The organism is Nostoc sp. (assembly GCF_041747015.1).
Taxonomy (GTDB): domain Bacteria; phylum Cyanobacteriota; class Cyanobacteriia; order Cyanobacteriales; family Nostocaceae; genus Nostoc.
Map to the genome: position 1 here is coordinate 1 of NZ_JBGTFY010000288.1, position 18,034 is coordinate 18,034.

Sequence of the window (18,034 nt, forward strand, 5' to 3'; positions counted from 1 at the left end):
GACAAGACGATCAAACTCTGGAATCTAGAGACAGGAAAGGAAATCCGCACCCTCAAGGGACATGATGGCATTGTCTATAGCGTCAGTTTTAGCGCCGACGGCAAGACATTGGCTTCTGGCAGTGATGACAAGACGATCAAACTCTGGAATCTAGAGACAGGAAAGGAAATCCGCACCCTCAAGGGACATGATGGCATTGTCTATAGCGTCAGTTTTAGCGCCGACGGCAAGACATTGGCTTCTGGCAGTGATGACAACACGATCAAACTCTGGAATCTTCCAGATTTAGAGTTAGATTCTTTAATGGGGCGCAGTTGTAATTGGGTGCGGGGTTATTTACAAAATAATCCTAACGTTAGCCAGAGCGATCGGCACTTGTGCGACGGCATCGGCACGCAAAAGTAAACAGGCGTTCCACAGGAAAATCTAAAATTTCTTGCGGGGAAACCAATCATCCAAAATCGTGTAGACTACTGGCACGACAATCAAGCTGAGGATAGTGGAAGTTATTAATCCACCTGCGATCGCAACAGCCATAGGCGATCGTAACTCGGAACCCGCACCAAAACCTAATGCGATCGGCAGGAAAATCTAAAATTTCTTGCGGGGAAACCAATCATCCAAAATCGTGTAGACTACTGGCACAACAATCAAGCTGAGGATAGTCGAAGTTATTAATCCACCTGCGATCGCCACAGCCATAGGCGATCGTAACTCGGAACCCGCACCAAAACCTAATGCGATCGGTAGCATTCCTAAAAGCGTCGAGGCAGTGGTCATCATAATTGGTCTAAGGCGCACTGGCCCAGCCCTAAGAATTGCCTCCGTGCGGTCTAAGCCAGATTTGCGGAGTTGGTTGATGTAATCTACCAGCAAGATGGCATTTTTGTTTGCTAGTCCCAACAAAAACACAAAGCCAATCAACGAGATCATCCCAAAGTCGCTCTTAGTGAAGAGTAAGGCCAACATCGCGCCGATAATTGACAAGGGCAAAGAAACCCCAATTACTACCGGGTCTATCCAGCTTTTGAACAGCAAAATCAACACTACAACAATGCACAATGCTGATAACAGCAAAGTAGTACCAAAACTAGCAAATACTTCATTTTGGCGGGCAGAATCTCCTCCCAAGTCTAAAGTGACACCAGCGGGTAACACTGCTTTGGCTTCCGCTACTAATTGGTCTGTGGCATTACCCAAAGACAAATCCTTGCCTAGATTAGCGCTGATATAAGCTACCCTTTGATTGTTAAGCCGTTCAATTTGAAACACTGTACCCTGCGAGTTGGTTTCATTTGTAGCTGTGACATCAGCAAACCCCGGTAATTTTTCGATGCGCTCTTTAATTGCCTTGGCAGCTTTGCTAAGAATTTGGAGGTCATTGCCTCGTAGTGAAACCTGTAGGGGTTTTTGTCCACCAGTGTCAACAAATTGAATATCTTCCACACTGGTAGTCACACCAGAGAGATTAGGCAGAGTGGAGCGTAATTGGTCTTGTACTTCCGCAGTCTTGATGTTCCGGTCTTCCTTGAGCTTCACATAGAGATTACCTTTATTTGGCTCACCTTCACGAGAACCAACAGTAGTAAATATCGTTTCCACTGCTGGGGATTTTCTCACCACTTCTTCTAGTTTCTTAGCAACCTCAAGAGAATCGTTCAATGGGTTGGGAATAGGGAATTGAAGAGATGACGGAGAATTTGCTCTTTGTAGCTGCAAAAATTGCTCAGGGATTTTTGGCAAGGGTGCTGTGTAAGTAATATTAAACTCGCCGCGATCTAATTTAGGAATAAATCCTTTGGGAATTAGTGGAATCAGTGCCATACCTGCAAGAAAACTAAGTATGGCTAAGACGACGACTGTCTTGCGGTGGTTTAAAGACCAGTGGAGTAAGTTTCTGTAAAATCGGGTAAAATTCGCCCAGATGTTTCCTTCCTGGCGGCGTTGGGGATTTGAATTCGCAGGTTTTAGCCAGTAGGTAGCTAAGGCTGGTGACAATGTACGGGCAACCAATGTTGAAGCAATCATGGCTGCTGAAACTGTGATTCCAAATGGTTTGAAGACCTGTCCAATGACTCCACCCCTCCAGCCAATGGGCAAAAAAACTGCTACTGCTGTAGCAGTGGTGGCGATGACTGTTAAGCCAATTTCATCTGTAGCTGAAAAAGCGGCTTGGCGAGGAGTTTCCCCCTCATCAATGTGCCGCATAATGTTTTCAACATCGATAATCGCATCATCAATTACACTGCCAATAACTAAGGCCAAAGCCAACAACGTAATCGTTTCTAAGTTAAAGCCAAAAATTGCCATGACGATAAACGTTGCCAACAAAGATGTCGGAATCGCCAAGGCAGAGATGAGAGTTGCCCGCCAATTCCATAAAAAAGGAAAAATTACCACTATCGACAATATGATGGCTTCGATCAGTGCATCAATTGTTGACTTGGTGGCTTGGCGGATATATTCTGCTTGGGTAGCAGCTAAAGTGAGGTTAACATCTTTGAGGGTAGAGCGTAGCCTTTGAACTTCTTTCTCAACTAGACTCACTACTTCTAAGGTGTTAGCACTACCGCGTTTGATGACTTGAAATGCAAGTGCATTTTGACCGTTAAACCGCACTAATGTTGCTCCGGCTTGGGGAAAAGCCGCTGCACTTGTATTTGTTGGATTTTGGGGAGGAGTTGCAGTAGCAGTACCCAGTAGTGAGACTTTCAGGACTCCTGGTAGTTTAGCGATCGCACTCACAATCTCGTCTTTTGCCAACTTAGTTAAGTCTGTAAGATTCTTTGAGGGACTCTCAATGGCATAACTAATGGCGGCTGACTCGTTCAGGTTCAAGGGAATAATTTTAGAAGTCGCTCCCTGAGGCAGAGTCAATTGATTGAGAGCAGTTTCAACTTCTTGAGTCGATGTTTCTAAATTTGTCCCAACGGCAAAAGCAAGACTAACGGCAGTTTGGCCAGGATAGGTGGATGAGCGGATATTCTCCAGTCCTTCTAAGGAGCGGAGGCGTTCTTCTAAAGGTTTGGTGAGCTTTGCTTCTGTATCCAAAGCAGTTGTCAGGGGGGCTGTTGCATTCACAACCACTACAGGGAAGGTAATATCTGGAAATAAGGCATATTTGAGGGAACTGAAAGCTAGAACACCAGCTACCGTTACGGCAATCCAAAAACTCACCGTCAGCCACGAGAATTGAATCGCCAATTTGGAAATATTGAAGAGTTCTCGTGCGGATTTGGGGCTATGAAGCTTTACCATTTTAGTGGAAAATTATTGTGCGGGTGACACAATTATTAATCTTGCTACAGAAATCGCCTTCGGCTTGGAGTTTTGCTCACCACCAAACGGCAATATCACTTATTGTCACTCAAATCTGACCCAATCTTGAATGCAAAAAGGAACTTCAGACATGAAAATTGGCTCTGTCGAGCATAAGGAGTTATTTTGCCGGAGCTTTATGGAAAGCTACAGGGATTACGAACCGGAGTATCTCCCATGGCCAGATTTGGACGATACAGCCTTGACTTTCTTACGCAGTATTCCTTTCTGGGAAAAAGCTCTAGATACAGAGCGACAAGCCGGAGCTATAGTTAGTAGTTACGCAGCGACGGTGAGCGATCGCCTTTTACAAACTGCGATCGCTCTCCAAGGTAAAGAAGAATCGCGCCACGCCCGTCTACTTCAAACATTAATTAACCGTTACGGCATCGAGCTACCAGAACGTCAACCCGTTCAAGTTCCCCAAAACATTGAGCCAGTCTTTACGCGCTTTGGCTTTGAAGAGTGCCTAGATACTTTCTTTGCCTACGGGCTATTTGCGATCGCCCGTGAAGCAGATGTTTTTCCAGAGTCAATCTTCACGATCTTTGATCCGATTATAGACGAAGAGACACGCCATATTGTCTTTTTTGTCAACTGGTTTACCTATACACAAATTCATCGTGGACAAGGATTTACCCCACTGCGGAGCGCCAAAACCCTCTGGCATTATGGCAGGGCACTCAGCAATCTGATTGCCGTATTTGGCGATGGTGACACTAATAAGACGGGCTTCGCCGCCACCGGCACTAGCATTTTTACCAAAGACCTGACAATAGAAAAATTTCTCAGCATTTGTCTATCAGAAAATCAACGCCGGATGAGCAAGTATGATCCCCGATTGCTGCAACCGCAATTATTGCCAAGACTTGCTAATATCGCCCTCCGCACTCTCCAGTTAATACCCAAACGCAAACTCCAAAATATCGAGAGCGCTAGTGCCTAATTTTTTACCCATAGACACAATTCTGGTGTCTCAGGGAGCAGAATATAAAGCTGTGTGTCGCGGATTAAGCGGCATGACTGGCTCAATCCCAACAGTATTACCCATACCTGTTGGGATGAAGCCTTTACTCAAATATTTGCAACAATCCCAAGCAAATGGAAAATTTCTAGCTGCAAAATCGAGAGTGCTAATCATGGGTTTATGTGGCAGTTTAAGCGATCGCTACACAGTTGGCGATATTGTGCTGTATGAAGATTGTGTTTATCAGGGAAAGCGGCAAGAATGCGATCGCACTTTCACAGCCCAATTACACTCAGCACTCAGCACTCCCCACTCCCCACTCAATTTAGTGAAGGCATTGACAAGCGATCGCGTAATTTGGTCTGCTGTTGAAAAACGCCGTTTCGGTGAGACTTTGGCGGCTGATGTTGTTGATATGGAAGGATTTACCGCCCTGGAGTTTTTCAATCCGCCTGGGGTTGCAGTGGCAATGTTGCGAGTAGTCAGCGACGCTTGTCACCATGATATCCCCGATCTCACGCCAGCAATCAACTCTGATGGTTCCCTCCGTCCTTTGCCCCTAGCGATCGGATTGCTTCGGCAACCCCTAGCTGCTACTCACCTAATTCGAGGTTCATTAAAAGCTTTAAATGTGTTAGAGCAAGTTACAAATCTAGTTTTTTCTGGCTATAAATCAACACAGTTCAGTTAGAACCAACTGCCTATTACTGATTTCTGTTTATTCTATTTGGGGATTGGGGAAAAAGCAGGAGAGTGAAGTTCAAAGACTCATTAATGGAGTATTGAACCTCTGAGTTTAACTGCTAACTCCTAACTCTTGACTCCTGACTGTCCGTTAGCTCATTTTAAAAGAATAAAGTTAAATGACTAGGACTTACGCATTGACAGGGAAGACGAAATATGAATGATTTGAAAAACCATATTTGTCGTAGGGGCAATTCATGAATTGCCCCTACGGTACTTCCATTACAACAGTGCTTATTATGGGTGATTTGGCGGACATCCTATCTGATAGGAATGCTATATGCTGATGCTATTGGTAACAAGCCTTGGTTTGAGATAGTTGTAATCTATTAAGCGACTCTTGTTATTCATCTCGATTTTGCGCTCTATTCCGTTCAAATCCTGCTGAAATCTAACTATAAGATCCTGAGCTTCTGGGTCTTCAAACTTATCGTCATAGTATCCTAGTCTGTCATAACGGTAGGCTGACAGGATAAATAAAATCGTCAATTGATCAGCAGTTTGTTTGGGCGGTGGCAAAAATGATATTAGGTTTTTGCGATCGGAAATAGTACCTTCTGGTGTAATTTGTTTATAAGCAGCAAAAGGCATATTGGGAATGAAAGTTATATATTCATATTGCGAGTAGTTAACAGCAGCGTGTTGCGGCCCACAGGTAAAGATTACCGCAGTTGCAATGTCAACTAATTGTTCTAATGTTTCGATGCGATAGCTAACACCCTTGACTCGTCCACCTGACTCTGAAACTAGTTCCTGCGCCCAAGCTTGCAATTCAAAGTCTGCTGTTAAGTCTTGAGGAGTTTTGTAGTAAATCTTCAAGTATTCAGACACAAACTTTTTAATCGCATTCCATAATAGCATCCCATCGTCTCGATAGGGATAGTGAGGGAAGTTATCTACATCATCCATACCCCGATTTTTTATTTCGGTGGGCAAAGCAAACTTATCTAAGCTCCATTCTTTGTAGGCGTTGACGACGATTTGCAATGACTCTTGCAGAGTTCCAGCTAACAATTCGTCAACAGGACCACCCCTACTAACTAGGCGCTTGCGACCCAAGTCGTTATTTGCCAACATGAAACGGAAGTGCGGTTTTAAGAGTAAATTAAGGGGATGATTTTCGGCTAGTTGACGGGCTGTAACAATGGCGAAAGGTTCCATGACAAAGTGAGTTCGGCAAAGATGGCTGCTCATTTCATGATGGTTAGCATCGGCAATTTGAACACAAAGCTTGGCATGAAACCAGATTAAAGGGTCATCAAAAGGTGTGATTAGCGGGCTTTGTTTCCCGGCTATAGGATTGATTTGGATGGCAATCGGTACTAGTTGACCGCGATCGCTAAAGCCAGAACTGCGCCAACAGAAGAAGGCTATGGGTGTTGGTAAATACTTTTTACCTCTCTCGTAAGTACCGCCTTTAACAAACGCAAGGGGTGTGTAATCAGCTACATATAAATTTCCATTAGCAAGTTTTTCTTCCAAGTTGATAGAGTCCCCAAACTTATCTCCTAGTTCTTGGATGGTAAAGGCGAAGCCGGGTGGCATCTCTTTCATCTGACATAAAACAAGAGGATTTACCCCGCAAAGCCGTTGTTCAGAAAAAGAGTCGTCAGTTTGGTATGTTTTGATCACATGAGGTTTAGGCAAGACTGGAAAGTAGTCTTCATAGTCTTGCAATTCATCTAAAGGGTCCCACAAAGAATGGGTTTTAACGGCCAACATATTTATCGCCAGCTCTGCCGTTGCTATTGTCCGTTCAGCAATATACTTAGTAGAAACATTCTCTACAGATGGTACATCTTTGAGCATGGCCATCGGCGGTAAAAAGTCGTGGTCAAATTCATACTCTCCTTGCTTGCGCTCTAGCGAAGATTGGCGTTTTGTCAGGTCAGAATCATTTTGAGGAAGGGATGGTTTCATACTTTTGATGCCAGTAATTTAATTAGGTGTGGGATGAAAAAATTAGGCGATCGCTACAAGCCGGCTGATAAGTAGAAGGCATTTTTACGTTTAGCCATATCTAACTATTTATCAATACGGATTCTTCTCTAATTAATTTGCTATTTTTACTCTTAAAGACGTTAAGAATAATAACAATTTAGTTAACCAGCTTAAATATAGTTAACTAATTTAGCAAGCTTGCATTTAACTTTAGAAAGTGCGATCGCCCTTTCAAAGTATTGGCACAATTATTTTCAAAGCACAATAATGTGATAAATCATCTTATAAAACTTTGACACATTAGTGAAAATTGATAAAATCTTTAACAATTTTTGTTAGGGTCGATCTGCAAGCTGCAAAATTTCTAGTTTTGAACTGCTAACTATCAATCAGGGTTACTTGTTGTTTTTATGCAGAACATCTATTTTTGTAAAAATTCTTTACTTTTATAGCAATCCTACTTGATTTATGAGAAAAGTATGAAATACGCCCACAGAAGTTTTATTTTCTGTGGGCGTATTTACCGACTTTCGGCGCTCCGATTTCTATCTGCGCGGACTTTAGAAAAATAGTTATTTCCAGAATTACCGTAGCTGTTTTAGTTAGCTGAAACTAACTCTGTTTGAGCTTTCGATTCATCTCTAATGTTAAAGTAGTAATAAAGATTACCAACAGTTAGGTCTGATGCCTGTTGCAAATTAGATGTAACTAATGTTTTATGACCAGTAATTACAGCTTGTTGATTAATATAAGATTCGTACTCTCGACGTAGTTCCGGCTTGAATATAAATAACAACTGGTCACGAAGCGAAGAGAAATGAGATTTTTTGATTAAACTCTCATATACTAATTGTTCTGGCGGTTCTGCTAAATTGATTGTAGAGTTGTAAGTCTCTGAACTATTAAAATCAGCGCTATTTAAAAGTTTTAATTCTGATGAAGGAAGCGAACGCATCCAATCAACATGATTTTGCCACGAATTCAATACTGCTAAATCATGATTTTTAATGCGGATAATTTCGGGAAAGAGAAAATCAAGCTCATCATGTGATTCACAACGATTAATCACAGTGAGAGCATCTTCACAGATTTTATCTTGGAGAAGAGACAGGCGATCGCTCACTGCTGAAACTTCATTCTGTACCTGATAAGTTGCAACAATCACTTGTTCAATTGCCCAAGCGCATTCGAGTCTACGTAATTGACCGGCTGCACAGGTTTCTTCCAGTAGATGCGGATTGCTGTAATCTGCTAAAGCCGCAAACAACATTCCCCTGACACTATCAATCCCGGCGTTTCTCAGGCTGAAATCTTGCAATTGCATCGCTGAACGGAAGCAACTCATCGCCTGGATAAACCTTCCATAGGCCGTCACTAAAATTATCCGATGTTGTTCAAATTTGATATCTTGGGCTACTTGTTCGATTATTTGTCTAATTTCTACTCCTTGGTCTTTTAAGGCTTGTTTCAAGTCAATAAAACCGTTTTTGACTTCCAGCCTCATTTGCTCTACTTCTTTTCTGAGTTTAAGTGTCTGGTGCAGGTTCACTGCTGTCAGTGCTACACCTGCTACTGTTCCCACACCAATCAAGGCTGTAGTTGCTTGTAGCACACCCAAGCTAGTCTGTATAGTTTGCAAGCCATTTAATACAGATGTAAAGCCTTGCTGAGTTTGATACATCTGCGCCCCACTCGTCATTAGATTAGAAGCTGCTATCAGTGGAGATAAAGGGCTGTTGTTAACAGTAGCACCAATAGCATGGGCAATAAACTGCCCGTTAGCTGCATCTCTAGCCATGCTTAAGGGTATTCCATTGCTCAAGACCTGTAGATATTTACCAGAATCAATAGCAGCTTGAATTGCAGGAGCAAATTGGAACAGCATATTTATAGGTTGCTAAAGGCTAATTTTCTTGAGCATAACTGGTATAAAAAAGTAAATATAACCGTATTTATTCGGATTAATTAATTCTGTCTAAATCTGGGCATACTAAACACGGATAACCTATTGGCTCACAATTTTTATGGATACTTCGTTGTTTAGTTCTCGGATTGTTAATTTCCTGTCACGGATTAGTGGACAAAGGCTTAGTCAACGAGATATCACTCCTCAAGTCATTTTTTTAGCATTGTTAATAGTTGTCCTGCGAGATATAGCTTGTGCAGATGGTGTTGTGACAGAAGAGGAAATGCAACGCTGGCAAACAATTCTCAAACGTTTTGTCTCAAGAGAAATAAAACAATTAACACAACTCATCAGTTTAGGAATGAAACAGCATCAGATTTCTGTTCATTCCCCAGAGTTCCTAATGCTGACACATCCGCTTTCACATTCAGAAAAGCTTTTGTTGATTAGTCTGAGTTATGAAATGTCAACGGCAGATGGTGAAATGGACTCGCGTGAGAAAAACTATTTGGAGATAGTTGGCAAGCAGCTTGGCATTAAATCGCAACATTTAGCAGTTTTGGAAGCTGGATTTACTCATCAAGTAAATGTGGAACCAGATGCTTTAGATGAAGTACATTTTTTACTTGACCCTGCTCGTTTCCAGTCAGCAGATCCTGTATTTATCCAAGCTGCAAACGGTATTCTAGCAGCTTTACCTGGGAAACTCGAACCAGAAACAACTGAACAGCACGCAACTCAATCTTACTGGAAATTGAAAAAATACCAAGAATATCGCAAGCAATTAGGTAATTATTGCTATCAAATTTCCCAGCTAATTCAAGACTGTAAAAATCACGGGATTTTGCCTCAAACTTTAATAGGGAATATAGCAGAAGTATCTCAAAAGATTAAATCTCAACGTTTTCGGTTAGCAGTTGTAGGGGAATTTAGCAAAGGAAAATCAACATTACTAAATGCTTTACTAGGCGAAGAAATACAACCTGTAAGGGCTATTCCTTGCAGTGGTACAGTGACAGTTATTAAATACGGGACAGAAAAGCGAGTAACCTGTCGGTACAAGGATGGTCGAACTGAGGAGATACCTTTTGATCAGTATAAATTGAAAGCAACAATTTCCAAAGATGCTGCTCTAGAGCATCGTAGTGATGAACTAGCACAATCTGATATTGAAGAAATTATATTTGAACATCCTGAATTAGTTTTATGTAAAAATGGTGTGGAAATCGTTGATTCTCCTGGATTGAATGAACATCCTGATAGAACATCTATTACTTATAAATTGCTTCAAGATACAGATGCAGTTATTTTTTTAACAGATGCTATGCGTCTTTTGACTGAGAAAGAAAAAGAACTGATACAGGATATGAGATATAAACTTAATAATGGTAGCCTGGATGAACCTGCTGAAAATCTTTTTATATTAGTAAACTTTATGGATATGTTAGATAATGAAGAAGACCTTCATGATGTTAGAACTCGACTGGAAAACTTCGTCAAAAATGAGAATTTGCTTATTAATACAGGTAAAAGCCGTGTCCATTATATTTCTGCAAAATTAGCATTAAAAGCTATACATAATAAATATGAAGATGAGTATCTAAAGAGGTTTCAATTTTTTACTCAATCTTTAGAAAATTTTTTGGTACTTGAGCGTGGTAAAGTTAAAATCATACACTCAATCAAGGAACTTAATAGTTTAATTACAAAAGTTTTAAATTGGCTGGCTCAATCTAAAGACGTTTTAGATGGTAATATCCAACTTTCAAAAACTGCTAAATTGGAAATTTTTGAAAAAATTGGAGCAGTAAGTGGACGTGAATTAAAAATACGTATATTAGTAAATTCACAGAAAAAACAAGCAGCTTTTGATGTATATGATTCATGGCAATATTGGTATAATAAGCTGCCAAAAAATATAGTAGAAAAATCTATTAGTTGGTCTTCCCAACACTCAAGAGTGTTTGAGCAAAAAGAAAGAATAAAAGAATATACAAATCGCTTTTTGGAAGAATTAAAAGCTGAGTTAAATAATTGGCAGCAATCAAGTCTTGATATAATTATCAAGCAATATATAGGAATACTTGATAGTGAAATATCACAAGAGATAAATACGTTAAATACAGAGTTTGAATTAATAGACAAAAGCTTGAATACTAACTTTAGTGACTTTATTGGTCACGATATAATGGAAGTAGATACAACATTATTTTTTGGTACATTGGGACGATGGTCAGTAAATTTTTTAGGTGGGATGCTACTAGTATCAACAGGGTTAATATTTTTTGTTCCTCTATTTGTATCTAGTATAAATAAATTTACAAATTGGGTGGATGGACAACAAGATACACGAATAAAGCAAAAAATTATTGAATCAGGTTTAGTAAAGTTTGCGGAATCACAAGATAAAATAACAGAGCAAATAAACCAATATATTAGTTCAATTTTTGAAAGCAAAATTAAATCATTCTCTGCTGTGATTGCACAAGCGATCGCACTTTACGAAAATCTCCTAGAACAGCAGGAAAAGGCTCACAACGAAACTCTAGAACAACGTGAGGCTGAAAAGATTTGGATTTACCAAAAGCGCCAAGAACTTGAGCAGGTACAGAATCGGCTGGAAGTCATTCTCAGTAAATGCGCTATTGTTTAATCGGCAAATTTATCAAGATCGTTTATTTTGCAAGAGAGCGATGCCTACGGCGGGCTACGCCTACGCAGGAAGTTGTGAGATGATGTTTTCTAGCTAGTCGTTTGTTAATTATCTATCTCCCAATCTTCAATCAGCAAATTATTAACGCGCTGAAATTCTCTGGTGTTATGGGTAATTAGGGTTAAGTTATTTGTCAGTGAGATCGCGGCAATTTGTAAATCATAAGCTCCAATTGGAGTGCCTAATGCTTCTAGCTGAGAGCGAATCATTCCAAATGTCATTGCTGCGCGATCGTCAAAAAATAGTGATATAAATTGAGCTAAAAATTCTTGCTGTAAGGTAAGATTACGTTCTGGGTTGGCACTTTTCATTGCACCATAAAATAGTTCAGCTTTGACGATTGAACAAACGGCAATATCTTTAGTAGCAGTGGTTTCTAGTTTCTGCTTTAAGGTGGAATTTTTACCACGCATATAGATAATGCAAGTGTTAGTATCTAGCAGAAATTTCACAGGATTGGTTCGCGTTCTGGTTGTTGTCCTTGGGGATGGCGAAAGAATGTTTCATCTTGGATACATCCATAAAATTGAGTCAGGGGATATTCTAGGGTTTCGGTTTGGGTTTCTGATTGTAGGAACTCAATCAGGGTTTGTAGCAATGTCCAGCCTCGGCTAAAGTCGAGTTCTTTGGTGGGTTGGTTTGGGTGAATGTTTTGTGTAGTCAGGCTTTGAGCAAGGAGTTGGATAATATACAGTTTATCGTTGGGGGAAAGCTGAAGGAGTTGTTGTTCGAGTTCTGCGATCGCCATTATGGGGTTTAAGTGGAGGATAATTTTATTTTACTTTTAGGGTAAATCTTTTAGCTAGCGATCGCTACAACCAGCATGATACAAAAACTGGGCTGCATCTACGCAGGTAGTAGACTTTGCCTCATAATGAAAAAAGATTTAAGCAGATTTCAGAAAACTTTCAATGAGCAAGACTACCCTAAATTTAGTTGCAATATCTATCTTTCTCATGACCTTCTCGGTGCTTTTAGGACCATTCTTAAACATATCACCAGCAGTACCAGCGATCGCTACCTTCACCATCTTAGGCATAGCTACATTAGATAGTTTCAGCTTGCAAGGCAAGGGTGGTACTCTGTTTTTAGATTGGATTGCTGGTTTTTCAAGTGAACACCGCGATCGCATTGTCCACCACGAAGCGGGGCATTTCTTGGTTGCTTACCTGTTGGGTATTCCCGTTACCGGTTACACACTCAGCGCTTGGGAAGCCTGGAAACAGGGGCAACCTGGGCAAGGCGGCGTTACCTTCGATGATGGCGAATTAGCATCTCAACTAGAAGTCGGTAAAATCAGTGCCCAAATGCTAGACCGTTACTGCACTGTTTGGATGGCGGGTATTGCCGCTGAAACCCTAGTTTTTAATAATGCTGAGGGTGGAAGTGATGATAAAAACAAGCTCATAGGAGTCTTGACAATTTTGGGGTTTTCTGAATCTGTTTATCAACAGAAACTGCGCTTTCATGCCCTCCAGGCAAAAAACCTACTGCAAGAAAATTGGTCTAGCTACCAGGCTTTAGTTAATGCCATGCGACGACACACTTCGGTAGAAGATTGTCATGCTGAGTTAGGAGTGGGAAGTGAAGAGTAAGGAGTGGGGAGACAAGGAAGTTAAAGAAGAATTCAGAAGTCAGAATCAATTAGTACAATTTTACTAAAGACAGGGGAAAATTATAATACAGTAGGGCGTTCAATCTAGTATTATTGTACTATATTTTTGTTGCTAACCAAAACCTAATTGTTCATCACTGCATCCAAAAGCATATCGGCATCAAAGCGCACGACATCGGTGCAAGGTAGCCCGGTTTCTGCTATTGTTTGAGCGATCGCATCAGTAGCCGCAGACTCATCCAAATGTGCTGTATTCAGAGCTATACCTACTACAGGCACACTTGCAAAAGCACCACCAGCACTAGCGACAGTTTCATAAAGCCGGATTACTTCTGGTAAAGGCGGAATTGGTATGTGGGGATGATTGCGGTTATGAGTTTGTCCCGCCCGATGCACTAACACCAGTTGAGTTGGTTGCGAACCACGAATCAAAGGTAAGGTTGCTGTTGAACCAGGGTGTAGTAATGAACCTTGTCCTTCAATATGCAAGATATCGTAGTTTTTGCTGTAGCGCATAACTATCTGTTCGACAGCGCCAGCCGCAAAGTCTACCCGCACCGCATCTAAAGCTATACCATCCCCTTCTAACATCACACCAGTTTGACCTGTCGCCAGGAATTTAGAACGCCAGCCCCGCAGTTTTGATGCCCAATGTAACTCTAGGCTAGTTGACATTTTACCGATTGCCATGTCGGTTCCCACTGTCAAAACCCGCCGACAGGACAGGGTGCTTGCCATCCCACTAGCAACACTTATATTAGGTGGCTCTTTCCGCACATCCCAAATTAATTGCCCAGGTTTGAGCAGTGCATTTAACTCTGGTATGTTTGCCATTGGTGTGTGTAAACCATTCACCAGCGACATTCCAGCTTCTAAAGCGTCTTTGATTTCATGCCAGTAATCATCTGGTACAGCACCACCACCTGGGGCAATCCCAATTACTAATACTTCTGGTTTGTACTCTAGAGATCCGGCTACCGATGATACAATTGGCACATCACGCTTGATACCTGTTAATTCTAGTAGGGATTTGCCAGCAGACTCGCGATCTATTATTGCTACTATCGGAGCTTCACTGTAGCGTAAAATTGCTAGCCCCGTTTTGCCCTGAGTTCCTGTAGTTCCTTCATGCAGCAGGATAGCTATTTTTTGATTAAGTGGTAGACGCACTGTGTTGTACCCCCAAACCTGGTAAATCGTTTGGCAAAACTTTTCCTTCTTTTACCAATGCACCTGTAAAGGGGTCATCGATTAAGTTAAGGTGACTGTCTAAATCTAGATAATCAGCTAGTGGTGCTAGCTGTAATGCTGCTGTATTGGCTAGCGAACTGTCAGAATAGCAACCGAACATTACTTGCAACCCATAGGCTCGCGCTGTATGTACCATTCGCATTGCCTCGGTTAGTCCCCCTGATTTCATCAGTTTGATATTAATGCCATCTGCGTAGTTTGCCAAATAGGGAATATCGGAGCTTGAAAAGCAACTTTCATCAACAAAGATGGGCAAGGAAGAGTGTTTTTTAAGTTTTGCTAAACTTTCTTCCTGTCCCCTTAGCAATGGCTGTTCTACATACTTTATACCTAAATTAGCCAGCCAATTGCACATGGCGATCGCATCTTCCAAATTCCAACCGCCGTTAGCATCAACAAATAATTCTGTTTCGGGTGCTTCTTCTCGCACTGCTAATAGCATTTTTTTATCTGCATCTATGCCATCTGGACTACCTAGTTTGACTTTGAAAAGGCGGACATCAGTAAATTGTAACCAGTCTCGCGCTCTAGCGATCGCACCTTCAGGCGAATTAATTCCAATTGTGACTGAAGTCGGGACTATTTGATTGCGATCGAGTCCCCAAATTTGCCATAGTGGTAAGCCTACACGCTTACCCAGCCAGTCGTGCATTGCTATATCCAAGGCAGCTCTTGCAGCAGAAGGAACTTGAGTTTGGATTAAAACTTGCTCAATTTGTTGCCTCTGTAACGGGCTGAATGTTTGCAACAGTGGTACAACTTGCTGTAATGCATCTTTGATTGTATCAGTTGATTGCCGATAATCGCCTATACCAAATGGCGAAGCTTCCCCCCAGCCTTCGATACCATCATCTAAAATCTTTACCCATACATTCGTTGTCTGTGCCGTTGTGCCTCTACTAATAGTCAACGGGAATCTCTTGTTGACTGTAAATAAATTTACATTTATTTGCATACTTGTGTTGTATATTATGTTATTGCAAAAGCCAGTGTAAGTTCAAAGTTTAGATTATCAAATACATCTGTTATACTTTTTTACATTCATTGCTTAATTGCTAAAGTTTTTATTGATTATTTAGCCTATGAATAACTTAAAAAAATGGAAGACTTTAAAATCAAAAATGGTTTTAGATCATCCTTGGTGTAGGGTAAGACAAGATGAAATAGAATTGCCCAACGGTAAAATTATAGATGATTATTTTGTCAGTATTAAACCAGACGTGGCAATGGTTTTACCTATCACCAGTAATAGAGAAATTATTTTTGTTCGGCAATATAGACACGCCGTAGGTGAGTTCTTTTTAGAACTGCCAGCAGGAAATTTCGATCCGACAAAAGAGAATGCCGAAGCAGCAGCAATTAGAGAACTTACAGAAGAGACTGGTTATATTCCCCAAGAATTTAGAAAAATCGGAACTCTATATGATAAGCCGAGTAAAGATACCAATCAAATACATTTATTTTTAGCAGAGAATGCAAGCAAAGTTGGAGAGCAACAACTAGATATTACAGAAGAAATTGAAGTTGTATTAATTCCTGTAGAATCAGTTTTAGATAAAATTATTCAGGGAGATATTTCTGTAGCCGGAACTGTAGCTGCTCTCTTTTTAGGATTAAATTTTATACTTAATTAATAATTGATGTAGCTATACAATTGGATCTGATATTTTCAAAAATAAAATAGTAGTTTTATAGTTAGGCGTAACCGAACGCTCTTTAGATTTGTAGCATACAATGCAATTCATCAAGTATTGCTCAAATTCTAGTTTTTAATCAAAAACACTACACTTGTGACAATAATTCCAGATGAAGCATTGGTAGTTCGGGGAGGGCGTAATCGTCCAGAGGATATTCGACGTGGAATAGGTACTCATCCCAGTGGCATAACAGGAATTTCTGTGGAATGTGCAGTAGGATCGTCAGTAACGGAGTTGGCATTGAGTATTCTTCATGGGCAGATTGGTGTAACAACAGTTGGCGAGGTTCGCCAATTAGGTGGTGATGTAATCCGAACATCCGGTAGAAGTGCTAATCACGCAACATTAAGGGGTTTAAACCCGCAGCAAGTTAGTCAACTACTCACACCTACTGTTCCTAATCCAGCAAAGCAGAAGTCATAATTTGGAGCGCCTAGAATGATTAACCCTAGAGTTTTTGCAGATTTTCATAATGCTGATGCTGAAGGGCGTTTGCGTTTGAACTGTATTGGTACAATCGAAGATTTGGCGAATCAAAGTATTGAGCTACAAAATGGGCAGTTACTCACGATATATAGTGAGGATTTGGAAGTTGATGGAGTGGTGCAGTTCTCCGAAGAGGAGAAGTTGTGGGTTGCTGCTATTGATTGGAATCGAATCAGACAAGTTGAGGATTTTGTTGTGCAGGCACAAGTTTGAGTATTCACACCACCTAGTTGTTTATCTTGCCCATTGCTGCAAGATGTAAGCATAAAAAGCCTCTTTATCTACTTTATCCATTGCATAAATTTTCCGACCACCAGCAACTACTTTAGTTCGCCCTTGACTAAGACCAGTGGCGATAATTTCTGTTTCCCACTCGCGCAATTGATAAAATTCTGGATGTCCTAGATAAGCTGTTGCCAGCACATCCCAAAAGTAATAATCTTGGGGGATGACCAGTGCATAACATTGTCCAGCTAAATCAGAGATGGGATAGTGGCGTTGTCGTCCCATTTTGTAGACTAACTCCGATGTAACTGGCACATTGTTAGTCAAATCTAAAGGACACATAATAATTTCAATTTGAGTTTGCCATACCTGCGCTGCTGAAATTGCGTCCCAATAAACATTCCATTCGGCGGAACCATCTTGTCCTGCTTCTAAACTTTTTTCGACATTACCACCGACATTCAACGCACCCCCCATCCAAATAATTTTGTGAATTTTTGCTTTAATGTCTGGCGCTTTCTCTAAAGCTACTGCAACCGTCGTCAACGGCCCAGTTACCATCAGCGTTACGGGTTCCGATGCCTCCCGCAACACCTTGATCATAAAATCTTGACCTGTTTCGGCAACCAGAGGCGTAGTAATGGTTTCGCTTTGGTTGAGAATGGGGAGATGATCAACGATAAACGAATCGCGGCGATAGAGAGTCGGAAATGGATTGATGCCGCGCACAGTACTTTCTGCAACCTGGATATGAGAAAATCCCATTAAATCGAAAATTTTACGTGTGGCGCTAACAGCTGGTTGAACGTAGCAATCGGCTGGAGTAACGACCACACCAAGGAGTTCAATATTATCCATCGTTAACAGCAGGATAGTTGCTAAATAATCATCTACACCGCCATCGTGATCCATTAATACAAGTTGTTTTGACATAAAAGGAGAATTTAATATGAATGAGTTTATGGAAGTTGCAATTCAACAAGCAAAAGAAGGTGGAATTCCCATTGGTTCGGTTCTCGTCAAGGATGGCAAGATTCTCGGCAGAGGACACAATAAACGTGTGCAAGATGGCGATCCTGTTACCCATGCCGAAATTGATTGTCTCCGCAATGCTGGGAGAGTTGGCAGCTACAGAGGTACAATACTCTATTCAACTTTAATGCCATGTTAC

General features: G+C 41.1%; 17 protein-coding genes and 1 pseudogene. 9 read left to right on the forward strand and 9 right to left on the reverse strand.

The window, feature by feature from the left end:
• Positions 1–405 (forward strand): WD40 repeat domain-containing protein (locus tag ACEW80_RS23530; protein WP_373528912.1); only part of this gene is annotated, 405 nt, incomplete at its 5' end.
• Positions 406–426: 21 nt separating this feature from the next.
• Here the strand turns inward: ACEW80_RS23530 and ACEW80_RS23535 are convergent.
• Positions 427–585: pseudogene (locus ACEW80_RS23535) on the reverse strand (efflux RND transporter permease subunit); the annotation flags it as partial.
• A 6-nt stretch (positions 586–591) separates the two neighbouring features.
• Positions 592–3,258, reverse strand: coding sequence for an efflux RND transporter permease subunit (locus tag ACEW80_RS23540; RefSeq protein WP_373528913.1), 2,667 nt, complete (start codon positions 3,256–3,258; stop codon positions 592–594).
• A 151-nt stretch (positions 3,259–3,409) separates the two neighbouring features.
• Between ACEW80_RS23540 and ACEW80_RS23545 the strand changes: the two genes are divergently transcribed.
• Positions 3,410–4,264, forward strand: coding sequence for a ferritin-like domain-containing protein (locus ACEW80_RS23545; RefSeq protein WP_373528914.1), 855 nt, complete (start codon positions 3,410–3,412; stop codon positions 4,262–4,264).
• Positions 4,257–4,976: a phosphorylase gene (locus ACEW80_RS23550; protein ID WP_373528915.1), complete on the forward strand. Its 720-nt coding sequence runs from the start codon at positions 4,257–4,259 to the stop codon at positions 4,974–4,976. Before ACEW80_RS23545 ends, ACEW80_RS23550 begins: the two co-directional genes overlap by 8 nt.
• Before the next feature lie 329 nt (positions 4,977–5,305).
• Here the strand turns inward: ACEW80_RS23550 and ACEW80_RS23555 are convergent, their stop codons facing one another.
• Both ACEW80_RS23555 and ACEW80_RS23560 read right to left on the reverse strand, forming a co-directional pair.
• A complete protein-coding gene (locus ACEW80_RS23555) occupies positions 5,306–6,949 on the reverse strand; it encodes a lipoxygenase family protein (protein ID WP_373528916.1) in 1,644 nt (547 codons plus the stop codon).
• A gap of 619 nt (positions 6,950–7,568) precedes the next feature.
• Positions 7,569–8,855 carry a hypothetical protein gene (locus ACEW80_RS23560; RefSeq protein WP_373528917.1) on the reverse strand — a complete coding sequence of 429 codons (1,287 nt, stop codon included), beginning with the start codon at positions 8,853–8,855 and terminating at the stop codon, positions 7,569–7,571.
• 139 nt (positions 8,856–8,994) lie between these two features.
• On the opposite strand from ACEW80_RS23560, the gene ACEW80_RS23565 reads away from it, so the two are divergent.
• Positions 8,995–11,529 (forward strand): dynamin family protein, encoded by a 2,535-nt coding sequence (locus ACEW80_RS23565; RefSeq protein WP_373528918.1) that lies wholly within the window; start codon positions 8,995–8,997, stop codon positions 11,527–11,529.
• 104 nt (positions 11,530–11,633) lie between these two features.
• Here the strand turns inward: ACEW80_RS23565 and ACEW80_RS23570 are convergent, their stop codons facing one another.
• Together ACEW80_RS23570 and ACEW80_RS23575 are read right to left on the reverse strand one after the other, a co-directional pair.
• Positions 11,634–12,041, reverse strand: coding sequence for a type II toxin-antitoxin system VapC family toxin (locus ACEW80_RS23570; protein WP_373528919.1), 408 nt, complete (start codon positions 12,039–12,041; stop codon positions 11,634–11,636).
• Positions 12,038–12,337, reverse strand: a complete 300-nt coding sequence (locus tag ACEW80_RS23575) for a hypothetical protein (RefSeq protein ID WP_373528920.1) — start codon at positions 12,335–12,337, stop codon at positions 12,038–12,040. The genes ACEW80_RS23570 and ACEW80_RS23575 overlap by 4 nt, the downstream gene beginning before the upstream one ends.
• A 163-nt stretch (positions 12,338–12,500) precedes the next feature.
• Between ACEW80_RS23575 and ACEW80_RS23580 the strand changes: the two genes are divergently transcribed.
• The gene (locus tag ACEW80_RS23580) at positions 12,501–13,184 is read left to right on the forward strand and encodes an ATP-dependent Zn protease (protein WP_373528921.1); all 684 of its coding nucleotides are present in this window, start codon (positions 12,501–12,503) and stop codon (positions 13,182–13,184) included.
• Between the two features lie 143 nt (positions 13,185–13,327).
• On the opposite strand, the gene ACEW80_RS23585 is transcribed toward ACEW80_RS23580, so the two are convergent.
• A complete protein-coding gene (locus ACEW80_RS23585) occupies positions 13,328–14,374 on the reverse strand; it encodes a DUF1611 domain-containing protein (RefSeq protein WP_373528922.1) in 1,047 nt (348 codons plus the stop codon).
• Positions 14,358–15,410, reverse strand: coding sequence for a dipeptide epimerase (locus ACEW80_RS23590; RefSeq protein ID WP_373528923.1), 1,053 nt, complete (start codon positions 15,408–15,410; stop codon positions 14,358–14,360). The genes ACEW80_RS23585 and ACEW80_RS23590 overlap by 17 nt, the downstream gene beginning before the upstream one ends.
• 127 nt (positions 15,411–15,537) lie before the next feature.
• Here ACEW80_RS23590 and ACEW80_RS23595 point away from each other — a divergent pair, with 127 nt between their 5' ends.
• From ACEW80_RS23595 to ACEW80_RS23605, 3 genes are all read left to right on the forward strand, one after another.
• On the forward strand, positions 15,538–16,089 hold the full coding sequence (locus ACEW80_RS23595; protein ID WP_373528924.1) for an NUDIX hydrolase: 552 nt from the start codon (positions 15,538–15,540) through the stop codon (positions 16,087–16,089).
• Positions 16,090–16,245: 156 nt separating this feature from the next.
• Positions 16,246–16,575, forward strand: coding sequence for a flavoredoxin (locus ACEW80_RS23600; protein ID WP_373528925.1), 330 nt, complete (start codon positions 16,246–16,248; stop codon positions 16,573–16,575).
• Between the two features lie 15 nt (positions 16,576–16,590).
• Positions 16,591–16,851 (forward strand): hypothetical protein, encoded by a 261-nt coding sequence (locus tag ACEW80_RS23605; RefSeq protein WP_373528926.1) that lies wholly within the window; start codon positions 16,591–16,593, stop codon positions 16,849–16,851.
• 21 nt (positions 16,852–16,872) lie between these two features.
• On the opposite strand, the gene ACEW80_RS23610 is transcribed toward ACEW80_RS23605, so the two are convergent.
• The gene (locus tag ACEW80_RS23610; RefSeq protein WP_373528927.1) at positions 16,873–17,796 is read right to left on the reverse strand and encodes a nucleoside hydrolase; all 924 of its coding nucleotides are present in this window, start codon (positions 17,794–17,796) and stop codon (positions 16,873–16,875) included.
• Positions 17,797–17,812: 16 nt separating this feature from the next.
• Here ACEW80_RS23610 and ACEW80_RS23615 point away from each other — a divergent pair.
• Positions 17,813–18,034 (forward strand): nucleoside deaminase (locus ACEW80_RS23615; RefSeq protein ID WP_373528928.1); only part of this gene is annotated, 222 nt, incomplete at its 3' end.

Coding starts and splice junctions, on each gene's coding strand:
- ACEW80_RS23560 (WP_373528917.1), bottom strand. CDS start 8,855: ATGCTGTTCCAATTTGCTCCTGCAATTCAAGCTGCTATTGATTCTGGT.
- ACEW80_RS23555 (WP_373528916.1), bottom strand. CDS start 6,949: ATGAAACCATCCCTTCCTCAAAATGATTCTGACCTGACAAAACGCCAA.
- ACEW80_RS23545 (WP_373528914.1), top strand. CDS start 3,410: ATGAAAATTGGCTCTGTCGAGCATAAGGAGTTATTTTGCCGGAGCTTT.
- ACEW80_RS23610 (WP_373528927.1), bottom strand. CDS start 17,796: ATGTCAAAACAACTTGTATTAATGGATCACGATGGCGGTGTAGATGAT.
- ACEW80_RS23590 (WP_373528923.1), bottom strand. CDS start 15,410: ATGCAAATAAATGTAAATTTATTTACAGTCAACAAGAGATTCCCGTTG.
- ACEW80_RS23580 (WP_373528921.1), top strand. CDS start 12,501: ATGAGCAAGACTACCCTAAATTTAGTTGCAATATCTATCTTTCTCATG.
- ACEW80_RS23540 (WP_373528913.1), bottom strand. CDS start 3,258: ATGGTAAAGCTTCATAGCCCCAAATCCGCACGAGAACTCTTCAATATT.
- ACEW80_RS23605 (WP_373528926.1), top strand. CDS start 16,591: ATGATTAACCCTAGAGTTTTTGCAGATTTTCATAATGCTGATGCTGAA.
- ACEW80_RS23565 (WP_373528918.1), top strand. CDS start 8,995: ATGGATACTTCGTTGTTTAGTTCTCGGATTGTTAATTTCCTGTCACGG.
- ACEW80_RS23575 (WP_373528920.1), bottom strand. CDS start 12,337: ATGGCGATCGCAGAACTCGAACAACAACTCCTTCAGCTTTCCCCCAAC.
- ACEW80_RS23595 (WP_373528924.1), top strand. CDS start 15,538: ATGAATAACTTAAAAAAATGGAAGACTTTAAAATCAAAAATGGTTTTA.